Consider the following 15,469-nt stretch of genomic DNA (forward strand, 5'->3'; position numbering starts at 1 on the left):
CTTGCAAATTTGCTGATGCTTGTGGCTCAGGTCATCAAAACCCGCTCTCCCTCAACACCACGGCCATGGCATGGCGCAGGGTGGAAAGAAGCAGGGACTGCCTGTCCGCGTCGATGCGTACCGTGCCTCGAATGGCCCTTGGCGGCAGGCTGGCAACTTCCGTCGGCTTCAGACGCACCCTGAAAACAGTCTCCCGGGGTATCAGGTTGCCGGTGCCGGGTTCTTCGTCCACCGCCACGCCCCCGCCGTGGATCGAAGCCAGATAGGGCAGCGTCAGACGCTTCTGGCTGCCGGGATCGATGGCCTCAACCTTCGCCTCCACGTGGGGCAACGCCGGGTCTTCCGGAATAAAGGCGGCGCTGGCGGATTCAATGATCCGGCCCATGTCAGACTCGCTAACCATGGCCTCGATTCCATCGCCAGCAAACCCTGCCAACAGAAACAGCGGCTCGTCCGGCCCCAGCCAACGCCCAGGGGAAAGGCTGTTGTTAAGGTCGAGAACGCGCGCCGCGAAGGGGGCAACGATCTTTCCTTGCGACAGCAAGGCTTCGACGCCTGTTTCGTCCGCCTTCGATGATTCAAGGCCGCTCTCGGCGACGCGCCGTTCTTCAAGATGGTCTGCGCTGGTTCCGGAACGCTGAAGCCGCCAAGTCATTTCATGGGCGCTTCGCGTCGCCTGATCGCGCTTATGGACCAGATCGGGGGCGTCCAGTTCCAGCAACAACTGGCCTGGCGCTACATCCTGGCCTTCCTTGACATGCAAGGCGACAACGCGGCTGGCATGCGCCGCATGCACCGTCTGCCGTTGCGACACCTGTAGCAAGGCGGGAGCTTCAACGCTGGTGCGCCAGGGCAGCAAAAGCAGCAACAGGACCGCCCCGCCAAGAATTGCCGAAGTCCGGTTGCGCTTGTTCCAGGAAAGATGCTTGCGACTGTCCCACCAGACTTTGGCTTCCCGGTAGATGGGAAGGCCGATAAACCAGCCAATTTCAACCGCCATCAAAATGATGCCCAGTGCCTTGAAAGCCATGTAGTAGACCAGAAGCGCAATGCCGAAGAACAGGATGAAGCGATAGACCCAGGCAGCAACCGACCAGATCAGAAAGACGGCTTCCCGCTTCGGGGGAAGAGTTTCCGGCGCTTGTTCAGAAGTCCCCAGCAGTCCTTGGCGCAAGCGCCATCTGGCCAAGGCAAAGCCGCGTTCCTGAAGATTGGCGATGCCGAAGACGTCCGAAAGAAGATAGTAGCCGTCGAAGCGCATCAATGGGCTGGCATTGATGGTGAGCGTTCCGGCCAAGGTAACCGTGGCCAGCAGATAGGCCGCCATCCGGGCCGGGCCATCCGGCAGCAAGCCCCAGGCCAGCACGGCCCAGGCCGCCAGAGCCAGTTCAACCAGAATGCCCGCCGCCCCCACGGCCAAGCGGTCGCGCTTTCTGCGCAGCAGCCATGAGGAGCTGGTTTCCGTATAGAGCATCGGCCAAAGAACCAGGAAGGCGACACCCATGGTGGGCACTTGCCCCCCTAACCTTCGCAAGGTCACGGCATGGGCCAGTTCATGCAGCAGCTTGGCCAGAGTGAGCGCCAGCCCGTACCAGACGATTCCTTCCAGGCTGAACATGTAGAGAAAGGTCGTCTTGAAACTCTCCCATTGCCGCATGGCAAGAAACAAACCGGCCAGCCCGGCCATCGCTGTCGCCATCCAGAAGCGGTGTTTGAAGAAGAGGCCGCATTTTGGGGCCAGACGCTTCAGCCAAGACTCGGGCCTTAGCAAGGGAATGCGAAAGAACAGATAATGATGCAGCAGCCAGAGCAGCCAGTTTCGCTTGTCGGGTTCCGGCGGCACCGGCATGTCGGGCGATGGTTGCAGCAAGCCATAGCGGGCCAGAAAAGCGGACATGGCCTTGATATGCTCTTCGTCCAAGGACAGGGTGGTTTCAGAAGTCAGGCGCTTCAATAGATCGGCAACGGTTCCGCCCCAGCGGACCAGGATTTCAAATTCGCTCCAGCCCAGACGGTAGAAGCGATGGCGCACCGGATCGTGCAGCGTATAAGTGGGCCAGCCGTGATCGTCCATCGGCCCCGGCACCAGGGCGATGTCGGAGCGCAAGGGCGGAAGTTGGGCTACAGTCCCGACCATTGCCGGGCCACCGCCAGGGGACGGCGCAACAGGTAATAGATCAAGGGCACGCGTGAGCCATACAGCTTGGCGGTGCCCTTTAAGCCGACACGCGGCACATCCTCGCCAGCGTCCAGAACGGCGCGCACCCGGTAAGCCAAGATACGTTCTGGCGTCAGCGTCGCTTCATAGGCGGAACTTGTGGTCGTGGCCGACAGGGGCGATAGCGGCGCTGTGTTGAGATACATCCGCACATCAGCGCCGGGTTCCAGAACGATTGCGTCGGCCACCGGCACCCAGGCTTGGATTTCCGCCTTGGATGAATCTGCCAGGGTGGCGATCCGCTCGCCGGTGCGCACCGGCTTGCCGATCCAGTCGTTGGGATCGGAATAGACGGCGATTCCCGCCTTGGGGGCGCGCACGAGGCCGCGTTCCAGCAGGCTTCCTGCGAATTCCGCCTCGGCCCTGGCCTTGGCGATGCGGCTTTCCAGAACCCCCAGTTCTGCCTTAGCTTGCGGGCTTTCAAAGGCCGAGAAGCTGGCCTTCTGATGCTCTGCCTCGGCCACTGCCAATTCTTTCAGAGCCACTTCATGGCGGGCCTTCAATTCCGTATCGTCCAGGCTGAAGACGGGATCGTTCTCGGCTACGGCTTGATTGGGGGCGACATGAAAGGCAGCCACCACGCCTTCACGGGGGGCGGCCAGAACGATGGGATCGCGGGGCGCTATCTCGGCCTGCGCCACCACCGATTGGCGGACGGGAAACAGCAGCACGGCGACGGAAAGGCCTAGCGCCCATAAACGCGCCCGCTTGGTCTTCAATTTCGGAAACAATCGATGCTCGCGCGGAAGAAATCGCAGCAGGGTTTCGGCGAAACCGCTGGCCAGACTCTCGGCCAGCACCATTTCGCCCTGCGGCCAGGGATCGCTTCGCGCCAAGACAAGGCCGCCGATCAAATCGCCGGTGCCGGGATGCAGGAAGGGCACCCACAAAAGGTAGGGGGGTGACCACTCAGGCCAATCCTCAGCGGCCAAGCCGGAAACCATGCCAGCGGTAAGGACCGAGATTTTCTTGACGTTTTCAAGCGTCTTTGCCGAAGCGACCAGCGCCTTCAGCCATTGCACGAAAGGCGCATCGGCATCGGGCGTCGGCACGCCGGAAACGGAAATCACCTGAACGCCTAGCGGCCCCGCGATCCACAATGAGGCCATGGAGCAAGGAAGCAGGCGCTGAACGCGGTTGACGGCGATGAAGCCAAAGCCGGTCAATCCACCCGCCCCGCGCGCGTCCCTTTGCAGCCCCAACAGAACCGCCAACCTGTCTTGTGTTTGGTTCTGGGGCGCTTGGTGGTTCATGGCTTGGCGAACACCGCTTCACCGCTCATGCCGGGCATCAATTCCGCTGCCCTGGCCTTCAGCCCGCCGTAAATCTTGACCGATTGGCTGACGGCATCCACCCTGGCTCCCAGCTTGGTCACTTGCGCGGCATAGCTTTTGCCCGTCTCTTCGATCTTGATGGTGAAGCCAGCCCCCGGCTTCAGCCATTCCAGCCAACGCGATGGCACGATAGCTTCAATCTCGGGATCGGATTCCTCGACTATCTCCATCAGCTTCTGGCCGGGCTGGGTGCTTTCATGTGCCCTGGCCCGAACCTCGACCACGCGCCCATCATAGGGCGCTTTCAGCAGACATTGTGCAATGACGGCGCTGGCCAGCGCCACCTGGGCTTCGGCCTTGGCGGCGTCTGCCTCGGCCAGTGCCACTTCAAGCTGACTGATGGAATTCAGCTTCACCAGTTCGCGCTTCACGGCCAAGGTTTTGCGCGCTCCCACCGCTTCGGCCTGCGCTTTTTGCTGCTCGGCCTTCTGCATCGAGCAATCGAAGCGGACCAACTCGTCGCCCTTCTTGAAACGCTCGCCGGGGCGCACGGGCATTTCGGCAATGATGGCGGCGATCTGGACAGAAAGGGCGGATTCATTGCGCGGCACCAGCAGCGCTCGGATGCGAGACGGCGCATCGGTTGCCAGCACAGGAGCGGAAGCTGGGGCTTGAACCGAAGAGGCCGGTTGAGCGCCGGGCTTCGGAGCGACCGTCTGCGCCTGGCCCTGAAAGGAAATGGACAGGGCCGCCAGCGCCAAAACCGCAACCGAAGGACGGATCATTTCAGGCCGATCCAACCCGCCATGTCATCGAAGCTGTAGGCGGCCTGTCCGCCAAGGGGGGCTGTGGATTTGGCCGGAACCGTCTTTGCGTCTTCCACCTTGGCAGGCTCAGCAATCGCTACTTTCGCCGCTTCGCTTTTGCTTGCCAACTGCCCGCGCTCCCAGCCAGCCAGCATCTTTTCCACTTCGGCTGTCACCGTGGGCAGATCGTTGGCGGATAGTTTTTCAGGGAGAGGATCAAGGCCAGCCGAGGCATACATGCGCCCGGCGGCATTTTGAAGTTCGGCAAAGGCCACATCACGCTGCAATTCGACAAACATGGCCTTGCTGGACCGCCGTATAGCTTCCAACCCGCTTTCCCCCTGCGCTTTTTGCGCCGCTTCCGATTGAACGCGCAGCTTGCCTGCCACATCGTTCATCTCGCGGGCCAGATTGAAATCCTCCAGCGCCATGCGATAGCGCATCCAGGACACATTCACCTGGGTCAGCACCGCCATGCCTAAGGCCTGACGCTTCGACTTGACCAGATCCTCCCTGGCCTCGTTCAGCTTGTAATTGGGATAGGCGCTGGCCAGACTCATCAGATTCCAGGTCAGCTTCAGCCCGCCCTCGATCCAGCTTTGGTGATAGAGGAAGGAGTTTCCGCTGTATTGCAGATCGCTGCTTGCTTCTAACCCAGGCAACAGGCGCAACAGCGCCTTGTTGGTTTCGGTGGCCGAGATGCGCTGGTTGTAGTCTTCCTCGCGCAGTTCCGGGCGGTTCATCAGCGCCGTCTGCTGGATATCGGAAAGATTGCCCGGCGGTTCCGGTACCACGAAGCCCTTGTCTCCGGGATCGGCAAGACCATAGGAAGTTCCGGGGGCCAAATTCATTAGCGCCGCCAATTCGGCCTTGGCCAATTCCAGATCGCGCTTCAACTGCCCCACCTGACGCAGGGTTTCCAAGAGCGTCATTTGGTAATCGAGCGCCTGGGCGGGCGAGGCCAACTGGCGGCCAACGGCGGCCCGCGAATCGGCCAATGCTGCCTGGGTCTGCTTTTGCAGATTGTCCACCTTGGGCAACAGACGCTGGGCACTCAAGGCCCGCCACCAGGCATAGCGCACGTCCTGCACGATATTGTGGACCACCTTGCGCTTGCGTTCCTCGGCGATCAGCTTGCGATCCGCCTGCTGCTTCGAGCGCAGATAGGTGACGCCAAAATCCAGCACGTTCCAGGCCACCGACAGATTGGCGGTCTCGAAGGCTTTTTCGGTCGAGGTTGAAGATTCCAGCGATTGCGACCCCGAGATCAGCGACTTCGACGAAGCGCCCGCCTCGTTCGAACGCGCCGTATAGCCCGCATTGGCTGCCACGCGGGGCAACATGTCCCAGCCCACGATATCGGCCTCGCCCTGGGCCAGGGCGGTTTCCATTACCTTGAGCTTATGGTCGAGATTGTATTTGAGGGCGCGGGCCGTCGCCTCGGCCAGCGAGATAGACCCCGCCACCGGCTCCTGGTTGGTAAACAGGGCAGAGCGGTCGGAATCGATACGGGCCTGGATGTCGGTTTCCGTAAGCGGGTTCAGCCCAGCGCAGGCGGAAAGCCCCAAGACCAGAACCAAGGCGGTTCCTGTTTTCAGCAACGATTTCGAACGCACGGTCATTCCCCCTAAAGAATCGATGCTTGAACGGTTGGCGCATCCAGCGACGCCACGGCAGCCAGCAGGGCAGCCGTATCCGCCTCATGCGCGAAGGCCATGTTGCGCAACTGGGTCTGGAAGGCGATGGGACCAGATTGCATTTCAGGTGCCGACAACGAAGCCTGCGGGCCAAGCCCGGTCGCTCCGCCTGCGGTGGGGGCTGGCTGGGTGCCACGCTCCGCCAACGGCCCCTGATTTTCTCCGCCCTGGATTCCATTGCCCAGGCTGCTGAACAGCGAGGGAACACCGCCCATGCCGCCCGTACCACCCAACAGGCCGCCGGTGAAATTCGATCCGCCAAAGCCGCCGCCGCTCATCGGCGATGGTGCCGAGAAGGCGGAACCGCCGCCGCCTGTTCCGCCACCTGCTGGCGAGCCAGAGCCGGGCGCAAAGGCGGAAGGCCCGCCGGAGGAATTGGAAGAAGGTGCCGTGATCGACTTGGCGAGTGCCCCCACAAGGCCGCTGGGTGCCTCGTTGCCCATGGCGAAACTGCCGGTGATGGTGGCAGGCGGTGCGGCAAGGGAAGAAGACACGGACAGTGGCGAGCCAAAGGATGCGAAGCTGCCAAAGCTCATGCCACTGATCGAGGCAGAGAAGGGGCCAGCATCACCCATCCGGCCACCAAAATTCCCGCTTGGCCCATCACCGCCCATGCGCGCAAATGCAGGTGAGAAATTAAAGGGCTGCGTGGCCGCCAAGACGACGCCCGCATTGTTTGATGTTGTGTTTGATGTCGCCGTTGGGGCAACCCAGAGATTGCCGGATGAATCAAGCTTGTTAACAAATGCTGACCAACCACTCGTTGTCAGATTTGCCGTTCCTGCTCCTGGATCAAAATCTGCGGTCTTCCTAATCCACCCGGATATAATCACGTTTCCGGTGCCATCCAAAGCAATACCCTGCCCATAATCAGAACTGGTGCCGCCCATCGACTTCGCCCAAACCAAGTTACCGCCGGAATCAAGCTTTTGGACAAAAACATCGCCAGCCCCCGCACTGCTTAGATTGCTAACTCCTACACCGGGATCAAAATCTGCCGTGCCCTGGAAAAAGCCAGTTGTGAAGATGTTCCCTAATCTATCAACCGCAATATCAGTGCCTCTGTCAGAGACATCATCACCAAAATCATACCCAGTTCCCCCCATGCTCTTGGCCCAAACAAAATTCCCTGAGGAATCTAATTTTTCAATAAAGACGTCTCCCCACCCAGCGGAGGTTAAATTATTTGTCCCCGCTCCGGTGTCGAAGTCCTCTGTGCCGTAAAATTCTCCTGTGAAGTACACATTTCCGGAGGAATCAACAGCAATGCCATAACCATCCTCTCCCACACCCTTGACCCAAATCAGGGCACCCAAAGGATCAAGTTTTATGACGTATGCATCCTGGCCTGAACTTACTAAGTTACTAGTTCCAGCCCCAGGGTCGAAGTCCACCGTACCGTAGAAAGCCCCTGTAGCGTGAACATTGCCTGAATCATCAACAGCAATACTTCGCCCATAATCATGGCTCAGGCTTCCACCAAAACTGTCAGCCCAGATTAAGTTTCCTGATGAACCCAGCTTGAGAACAAAAGCATCATAGCCTCCATTACTAATGAGATTAAATGTTCCCGCGCCTGGATCGAAATCGACCGTGCCCAGGAAATTTCCCGTTGTGTAGACATTGCCTGCGTTATCTACCTTGATATCAAGGCCAGTGCTATAAGCGCCTGTATTAAAAGCCTTTGCCCAAACCATACTTCCTGATGAGTCAAGCTTTAAAACAAACGTACTTGCTCCACTACCAGGGGCACTAGAAAGATTTGCAACAGCAGATCCTGGATCAAAATCAACAGTGTCATAAAATGAACCTGTCGCATAAACACAGCCAGCGCTGTCAACTGCGATACCATAACCATTATCGGAATCAACACCGCCAAAACGTTCCACCCAAATCAGCTTGCCGTACCGGTCCAGTTTTTGGATAAAAACGTCATATATACCGTTACTAGTAAGGTTATATGCTTCTGGCCCTGGGTCGAAATCGTACGTTCCTCGAAAACTCCCGATCGAATAAATATTGCTTTCAGAATCGACAGCGACTTTCCGCCCAAAGCTTAGCTGTTGATTAACAGCGGCATCCGCCCATAAATAACTCCCACTGCTATCTAACTTTAGAACGAAAACACCTGATCCACCTCCATCGTATTGAGCAATCCCTGCCCCAGGGTCAAAATCAACTACATTGCGGAAGGTTCCAGTAGTAAGGATACAGCCCATATTATCTACGGCAATGCCGTATCCGTATTGATAATTAACATCGTTCCAAGCTGTTGCCCCGAAGCCATTTGCCCATGAAAATCCACCACTTGCATCAAGCTTCGAAATATAAAAATCCCAAGGATGGTGGCTAGAAAGGTTTGTAACGCCTGCGCCTGGGTCGAAATCAGCCGTGCCAGAGAAACTCCCTGTCGTGTAGACATTACCAAATCCATCGACCGCGATGCCCGCGCCAGAGTCTCCTCCCGTGCCGCCCATGCTCTTAGCCCAGACCAGATTGCCACTGGAATCCAGCTTCTGGACGAAGATATCGGAACTGCCATTGCTGGTCAGGGTCGTCACCCCGGCCCCGGGATCGAAATCAGCCGTGCCCTCGAAGCCGCCTGTTGTGTAGACGTTGCCCGCGCCGTCCACCGCGATGTCATTGCCAGCTCCGCTAGCCCCACCCATATTTTTGGCCCAGACAAGGTTACCGTCAGTATCCAGTTTCTGGACGAATTCCCGGCCGTTTCCAGCGTTGAGATTTGTTACCCCGGCCCCAGGATCGAAGTCGACCGTGCCAGAGAAATACCCTGTCGTATAGACATTACCCGAACCATCGACGGCGATGCCTTGGCTTCTGTCTTCACCCGTGTTGCCCATGCACTTGGCCCAGATCAGATTGCCGCTGGAATCGAGCTTCTGGACGAAGATGTCATTGTAGCCGCCAGCGCTGCTTATCAGATTACTTGTCCCCGCCCCGGGGTCGAAATCAGCTGTGCCGTAAAAATACCCTGTCGTGTAGACATTACCCGAACCATCAACTGCGATGCCTTGGCTTCTGTCTTCACCCGTGCCGCCCATGCTCTTGGACCAGACGAAATTGCCGCTGGAATCCATCTTCAGGACGAAGATATCGTAGCTTCCAGCGCTGGTCAGGCTGGTTACCCCCGCGCCCGGATCGAAATCTCCTGTGCCTTGGAAACGCCCCGTGATGTAGACATTGCCCGAGCCATCCACCGAGATGCCAGTACCAATGCCATTGGACGTACCACCAATCGACCTAATCCAAACCAAGCTGCCACCGGTATTGAATTTTTGAATGAAGATGTCACCGTTTCCCGCATCTGTCAGGCTGGCAGTTCCTAACTCTGGTGCAAAATCAACGGTGCCATAGAATCCTCCAGTAACATAAACGTTGCCAAATGCATCGGTGGCAACTGACCTTCCCTCAGAAGATCCCGCAAAACTCCCGATTTCCCCCACAGGAAACGCCAGATCATGCCCATAGGCCATTTGCGTCGAGGCGGTAACCACGATGCCGGACTCAATAGAGCCGGTGGATTTCTCCAGCGTCCAGTTGCCGGGCGTGCCAGTGGTGTCGGTCGAAGCGGCGATGTCGGCCCCGGTGATCAAGCCCAAGCGCTCGACGAACACATTGCCGATGGCGCCGTTCGCCACATCGCAGCCATAAAGCAGAATGTCGCCGTTCGCGGAAAGCGACGAGGCGATTTGTTGCAATTCCGCCCCGCGCGGATCGAGGTTGGAGAGCGACAGCGCCATATTGCCCAGTTCCACTTCTCCCTCGGCCCCATGGCTGACGATATGGATGGCGTCGATATTGCTGCGCCCGTTCAGCGCCTCGGCAATTTGGCTAAGGCCATCCTGGTTGGCATCCAGCACATGCACTTCCACCCCTTCGCGCATGCCCGCCACCAGCGTCTGCCAGTCCTGCACGTTGGAATCGACGAAGGCCACTTCGACAGGGGCGGTGGCGGGTGCCGCCTCGGGCACAGGCGCCGGTTCAGGGGCAGGCGCTTGCGCCGCCACATCCTGCGCCGTATCCACCGCCGCACCATCGAACATGATGCGCGGCTCAAGCGCCATGGCGTTCAGGCGAAGGACGCTCGGTGTCTGAAACTCCCGCCAGCCGTGGGTCATTTCGTGGGTTCCTTCTTCTCGGGAAGCTTCTTGACCTTCAGCCAGATGTACTTATACCCCTCGCCCATATGGGTCGGAATTGCAGCGAATTCTTGAATGACTTTGACTTTCCCACCCTTCTTCACGTAGTCCACGACATCTCCCCTAACCCAAACACCTTCACTAATTTTTCTTGGTTCACTGGTGCGTATGTTCAAATCCTCAAGAGGTGAAATCGTATCCCCAACGGATGGAATCTTTGACTGTGCAAAAAATTGTGAAGTGACTTGACCATAGGCTTGCGTACCAAAATAAAGCCAGCCTGATGACTCGACTACAGGAAGGGTTGGCTCGACAGCCGGTGAAGATGTATCCCGAGACGCCATAGCAAGCCTAGCTTGGTCTTCAGCAGCCTTTTTTTGATCCATAATTGCGGCAAAATCTCTGGGAGTAGACACATCAGCGAGAGTCTCCCCAACCGTTTTGACGGATTGTGATAGATTAGCAACGTTCGAAGAAAGCGCATCGATAACAGGGCCTAATGCCGCCTTACCTTCAACTAAGGTGAACAATGCGAAGACAACAGCGACTGGCAAACTGAGAGAATAATGGAAAGCTGATGCCGCCTCTTTGAACTTTGCAAACCATGAGGCATCTCTCAAAGATGCGCAGAACAAAAAACACAGGCACGCGATAAGAAGCGCCATACTCGCAATTATCCAGCCTGCCAATCCCATGGTTTTCTCCCCTTTACACCCCAAATGCCCACCCTTTTTGGAGCAATGCTTAAGTAACACAACCGGGGGGGTGACAACTTACATATTACACGCGAAAAAGACTTGAATTTCGGCCCTCTCGCCAACCTGCCGCCGGATAACTCCTATCGCCCCGCCCATTGCGAATCGTGAAACACCTTTTGCCATCTATCCGTATTCAAGAAATCCACCGTTTGGTGGATTACCCCGCTTTTTTCGCGTGTTACCTGGACCTGGGAAGAAAAAGTCCGAGAGGGGAGGGGTTTGCGATGGATAAAATGGAAACAGAGGAAGCAAGCCGCAGGCCGCTGGCCTCGGAATTCCTGGGCACCTTGGCGTTGGAAGTTCTCAATCGTTTGTCGCTGGGCATCATCCTGGCCGACGAGTTGGGCCATGTGCGCTATGCCAATCTGGTCGGGCGCGAGGTGTTGAATCGTGGCGAGGGGCTTTGCTTGCAGAACGGGCGGCTGTTCGCCCAGCAGCGGGCCGAAACGCCAAGCCTTCGCAACGCCCTGATCTGCGCCTGCCGAGATCAGGATGAGGTTAACTCATTCTCAGGCGGCTTAAGCCTGTCGCGTGACCAGGGCGAGCGCCCGCTGCCCCTGCTGTTGATGCCGGTGGGTGGTCCGAAAAGCGGTCTGGCCGCCCTGCTGCTGGGCGAACCCAGCCGTTATCGCCACCTGACCCAGGCCCAGTTGCAAGACATGTATGGCTTTTCGCAGGCCGAGGCGCTGCTGGTGCTGGCCCTGCTTGCGGGCCTGTCGATCGAGGATCACGCCGACGCCAGGGGCATCAAGCGGGCCACCGTGCGCACCCAGTTGCTCAGCATTTTCAGAAAAACCCAAACCCGGCGTCAGGCCGAGTTGGCCTTGCTGCTGGCCTCGATTCCGCCGGTTGAAGTTGGGATAAGTAAAAACGGCCCATGACAGGCGGCTTGGTTCTTGCCATAGTTGCATGCGCCTGACAACGAAAGGGTTGTGCGTTTGGGTCTGCCGGGGAGCGACGATCTCGATGAACTGATCGAGCAGTTGTATGACTGCTCGGTTGAGCCTGACCTTTGGTTCAAATTCTTGAACGATATGGCGCAGCGCTTTGGCGCCGGGCACGCCAATTTCTATATCGCCAATCTGCCCGATTTTTCGATGGTTCTGAATGTGTCGAACCAGTCCATGAAAAACGAGCTTGAGGACTATTCCCATAAATACGCCGCCAGCGACCCCAGGGCCTCCGTGGGCATTGAGCATGCTGGCAACACAATCACTTGCAGGCAGCATATCCATGAGGATGAGCTGCGTTCCAGCGATCTGTACCGGCATTGGATGCGCCCCTTCGATGTCGAATATTCGATGTGGACGCCAGTTAATCTGACCGACAACATGATCACCATGATGGGCGTGTTCCGCTCGCGCCGGGGCCAAGCCTTTGATCCCGAAGAATGCCGCCGGTTTGATATCTTAAAGCCGCACATGGCGCGCACCGCAAGGCTGGCCGGAAAACTGACGGCCTTGGCCCGCGAGCGCAACGGCGCCTTCGCCGCCATGGCGCAGATGGCCTTCGGCGTCTTGCTGCTGGATGCCAAAGGCAAGGTGGTTCACCAGAACCCCGCCGCCGAGATTATTCTAAGGCAGAAGGATGGCTTGAGCCTTGCCAATGGCCGCCTGCTGGCCGCCCGCTCGAACGAGAACACGATGTTGCAAGGCATCATCCAGGCGGCGGTGCAGCGGCGCAAGCTGGCGTCTCCTGCGGATCGCGGTGGGGCCTTGGCTCTGCCTCGTCCCTCGGGCAAGCAGCCGCTTTCGGTGGCCGTGATGCCGCTTTCCAGGATGGAGGGCGAGGTGACAGGCCTATCCGCCTCGGCTGTTCTGTTCGTGACCGACCCCGAGGCCACGCCGCTTCCGCCTGAAAACCGACTGGCCGCACTTTATGGTTTGTCGGTGGCCGAGTCTTCGCTGGTTCAGTCGCTGATGAGCGGCCAAAGCCTTGAGGATCACGCGCAATCCAGGGGCATCAAGCTGTCAACCGCCAAGACCCAGCTTCTGGGGATTTTCCGCAAGACCGAAACGGCGAAGCAAAGCGATCTGGTGCGCAAGCTCTCGACCAGCGCCGTTACCTTGCTGCGCGACTAGGCGCTATTCCTTGCGCCGGATCAGCGGCCAGAATTCGAAACCCTGACAGTAGGCGATCATCAGCGGGAAGGTGACCGACAGCATGGCGGTTGCAAGCCACAATTCCAGAACATGGCCGGGCGGGCCTTTGGGCAACGACCCAGCGATCAGCCCCGCCGCAAAGGCATAAAGATAATACATGATGACGGCAACGACGATGCCGCAACCGATCAGCAGCAAGCCTTTGCGCGGCTGCTGAGCCGTTTGGAAGGGTGCGGTCTGAAACAAGACGAGCATGACCACGGTGCCGAAAATGCCCGATACCGGCACCCGAACAAGATAATCCACCTTGTCCATGCCAAGTAGGATGGCAAAGCCCCACCAGATGGCACCTGAAACGGCCAGCACCAGCAATCCGGCGGTTAGGCCGAAAATCGGCTGCCGCTGAAGGCTAGGATGTTTCGCAGCCAGGGCGGAGACTGGCCAGAAATCCAGAAGTGCCAGCATCATGATTGTGAAGGCCGTGGTGACCGTGAAGGAAAGCGCATTCCAAGCCGGGAACGCGCCTTGTGGGTCGAGCGATAGCGAATAGTAAGGGGCTGCGGACATGGCGCTGTAATCGAAGGCGAAGCGAAACACCAGCCAAGCCAGAAGATAAGCCATGGCCATCACACCAAGCCCAACGGCCAAGGGTGGCCTGCCAATGCCGCCAATTGGCCATGTCTGAAAGACCACGACGACCCAAAGCGAGGAAACGACCGTCAGCACGGCATACATGATGGCGAACGGGGTTGGCATGGATATGCCGCCATTGGTGACCATCAGCACCAGGGGCGAGATGATGGCCGAGGCCAAGGTCAGCAATCCCAAATTCGCCAGCCCCTTCCAGGGCTGCGCCATGTCTTTCAGGCATGTTGGATAGGCGTTGTTCCACACCAGCCCCATGACCATCTGTGCCGGAATGGCGCAGGTGGTGACAAAGGCAACCCAGGTTAGAAAGGGCAGAACGTCGAACAGGGCGCACAGGCCTAGGGACAGCGTAATCGTGATGGCGCTTGCGGCAAGGCCGAGGAGAGGTTGGGGGACATTTGAGCTCGAAGTTTTCATGTTTGATGATCAAGCAAATCGAAATGTGGTCCAAGCCGGAAGCAGAAGAGCTTTCTTCACGGCAATAGTATCAACTTGCCTAGCAGATGAAATAGCATTCTTCAGCCTTAAGAACCTCTCGGTACACTGCCCTAAGCTGGCAAACGCGCCATAAAGCGCGTGCGGGGTCTTTATTGAATTTATTCAGTGTAAATAATTTTAAGAAAGGTCTCTTTGATGTATTTCAGTGATCCCCTGTCGCAGATTTTTGACGATGCCCGCGCGAAGCAGGGCGAGCCGGACGAGATGGTTCAAGAGGCGGTCGAGCCGCCCGTTGCGGGCAAGTCTGAGCGGCGCAAATTGGTTGCCGATGATGTCATTCTCGATGCGCTGGTCTATCAATATAATTACGCATTGGACGATGTTCCGCCCTGGTTCGAGGCCGACGACTGCATCAATCAGATCGTCGAGGATTGCTTCAAGGAATCCGTCGATCCCGGCGTGCCGGAAGGGACGGGCGATGAACTGGACTGCTCCATAATTGACCAGTTTTCAATAGAGCCGCGTTCGTATATTTCTTCGGGCACGAACCTGTATCACGGCACCTCGATCTTGCTGGGTTATTCGCGCCCGGACAACAAGCAGCCGATGGGTTTTTCCCATTCTGCAAACCCCCGGACACAGGCGGAAGACGAACCCGTTCTGTATGATGGCGAAGGTCATTTGTTGACGCTGGGTTCGACCGGTTCCGGCAAGGGTGTTTCCTGTGTGATTCCGACCCTGTTGTCCTATTCAGGCCCAGTGGTCGTGGTCGATCCAAAAGGAGAAGCCGCCAAACTGACCGCCGGATATCGCAGAGACATCCTTGGCCAGAAGGTGCTGATTATCGATCCCTGGCGTTTGGTGACCGAGCAAACGCAGGCGCTGAATCCGCTCGATGCCGTCGATATGAACCGCCCGGGATATTTTGAAGCGGCGCAGGCCCTGGCAAATTTGATTATCGCAACCGATTCCGGCGAGCAGAGGGTCGATCCCCACTGGAACACGCGGGCACGGCAGATCGTCACCAGCCTTCTGATGCTGATTGCCAAGCATTTTCCGGCGCATTTGCGCAATCTGGAAATGTTAAGCCGGATATTCTCGCTGAACCCCCAGGATTTCGCAAAGCTGATGGTGGCTGCCGAGCGCTCGCCGGTGCCGGAAATCGCACGCATGCCCGGCCAGGTGCTGATGGCGGCGGACAAGGAACGGTCGTCGATTTTCTCTTCGGCCTTGCGTGGCCTCGGCGTCTGGGCGTCATCGTTCCTGTTGCCCGCCATCGGTCATTCGGATGTCCGGTTGGAGGAGATTATCGACGGCGCGCACCGACAGCACGATCAGCGGCATGCTGTGCGATTGGCGAATGGTGGT

10 protein-coding genes are annotated in these 15,469 nt (G+C 58.0%); 3 read left to right on the forward strand and 7 right to left on the reverse strand.

The annotated features are described in order from the left end of the window. Positions 1-34: 34 nt before the first annotated feature. The 6 genes from HQL44_16150 to HQL44_16175 are packed head-to-tail and all read right to left on the reverse strand — an operon-like array spanning position 35 to position 10,850. Positions 35-2,107, reverse strand: coding sequence for a biotin/lipoyl-binding protein (locus HQL44_16150; GenBank protein ID MBF0270117.1), 2,073 nt, complete (start codon positions 2,105-2,107; stop codon positions 35-37). A gap of 14 nt (positions 2,108-2,121) precedes the next feature. Continuing rightward, positions 2,122-3,471: an HlyD family efflux transporter periplasmic adaptor subunit gene (locus HQL44_16155; protein ID MBF0270118.1), complete on the reverse strand. Its 1,350-nt coding sequence runs from the start codon at positions 3,469-3,471 to the stop codon at positions 2,122-2,124. Then, complete coding sequence (locus HQL44_16160; protein MBF0270119.1) at positions 3,468-4,277, reverse strand: efflux RND transporter periplasmic adaptor subunit; 810 nt, start codon at positions 4,275-4,277, stop codon at positions 3,468-3,470. Before HQL44_16160 ends, HQL44_16155 begins: the two co-directional genes overlap by 4 nt. Beyond that, positions 4,274-5,914 (reverse strand): TolC family protein, encoded by a 1,641-nt coding sequence (locus HQL44_16165; protein ID MBF0270120.1) that lies wholly within the window; start codon positions 5,912-5,914, stop codon positions 4,274-4,276. The genes HQL44_16160 and HQL44_16165 overlap by 4 nt, the downstream gene beginning before the upstream one ends. Positions 5,915-5,925: 11 nt before the next feature. Next, positions 5,926-10,134 carry a DUF4347 domain-containing protein gene (locus HQL44_16170; protein MBF0270121.1) on the reverse strand — a complete coding sequence of 1,403 codons (4,209 nt, stop codon included), beginning with the start codon at positions 10,132-10,134 and terminating at the stop codon, positions 5,926-5,928. Then, the gene (locus tag HQL44_16175) at positions 10,131-10,850 is read right to left on the reverse strand and encodes a hypothetical protein (GenBank protein MBF0270122.1); all 720 of its coding nucleotides are present in this window, start codon (positions 10,848-10,850) and stop codon (positions 10,131-10,133) included. Before HQL44_16175 ends, HQL44_16170 begins: the two co-directional genes overlap by 4 nt. Positions 10,851-11,137: 287 nt before the next feature. Between HQL44_16175 and HQL44_16180 the strand changes: the two genes are divergently transcribed. Then, positions 11,138-11,794 (forward strand): hypothetical protein, encoded by a 657-nt coding sequence (locus tag HQL44_16180; GenBank protein MBF0270123.1) that lies wholly within the window; start codon positions 11,138-11,140, stop codon positions 11,792-11,794. Positions 11,795-11,845: 51 nt separating this feature from the next. Continuing rightward, positions 11,846-12,994 (forward strand): hypothetical protein, encoded by a 1,149-nt coding sequence (locus HQL44_16185; protein MBF0270124.1) that lies wholly within the window; start codon positions 11,846-11,848, stop codon positions 12,992-12,994. Positions 12,995-12,997: 3 nt separating this feature from the next. Here the strand turns inward: HQL44_16185 and HQL44_16190 are convergent, their stop codons facing one another. Further along, positions 12,998-14,080, reverse strand: a complete 1,083-nt coding sequence (locus HQL44_16190) for a hypothetical protein (protein ID MBF0270125.1) — start codon at positions 14,078-14,080, stop codon at positions 12,998-13,000. A gap of 216 nt (positions 14,081-14,296) precedes the next feature. Between HQL44_16190 and HQL44_16195 the strand changes: the two genes are divergently transcribed. Further along, positions 14,297-15,469 (forward strand): type IV secretory system conjugative DNA transfer family protein (locus HQL44_16195; GenBank protein ID MBF0270126.1); only part of this gene is annotated, 1,173 nt, incomplete at its 3' end.

It is taken from the genome of Alphaproteobacteria bacterium (assembly GCA_015231795.1).
Classification (GTDB): domain Bacteria; phylum Pseudomonadota; class Alphaproteobacteria; order Rhodospirillales; family WMHbin7; genus WMHbin7.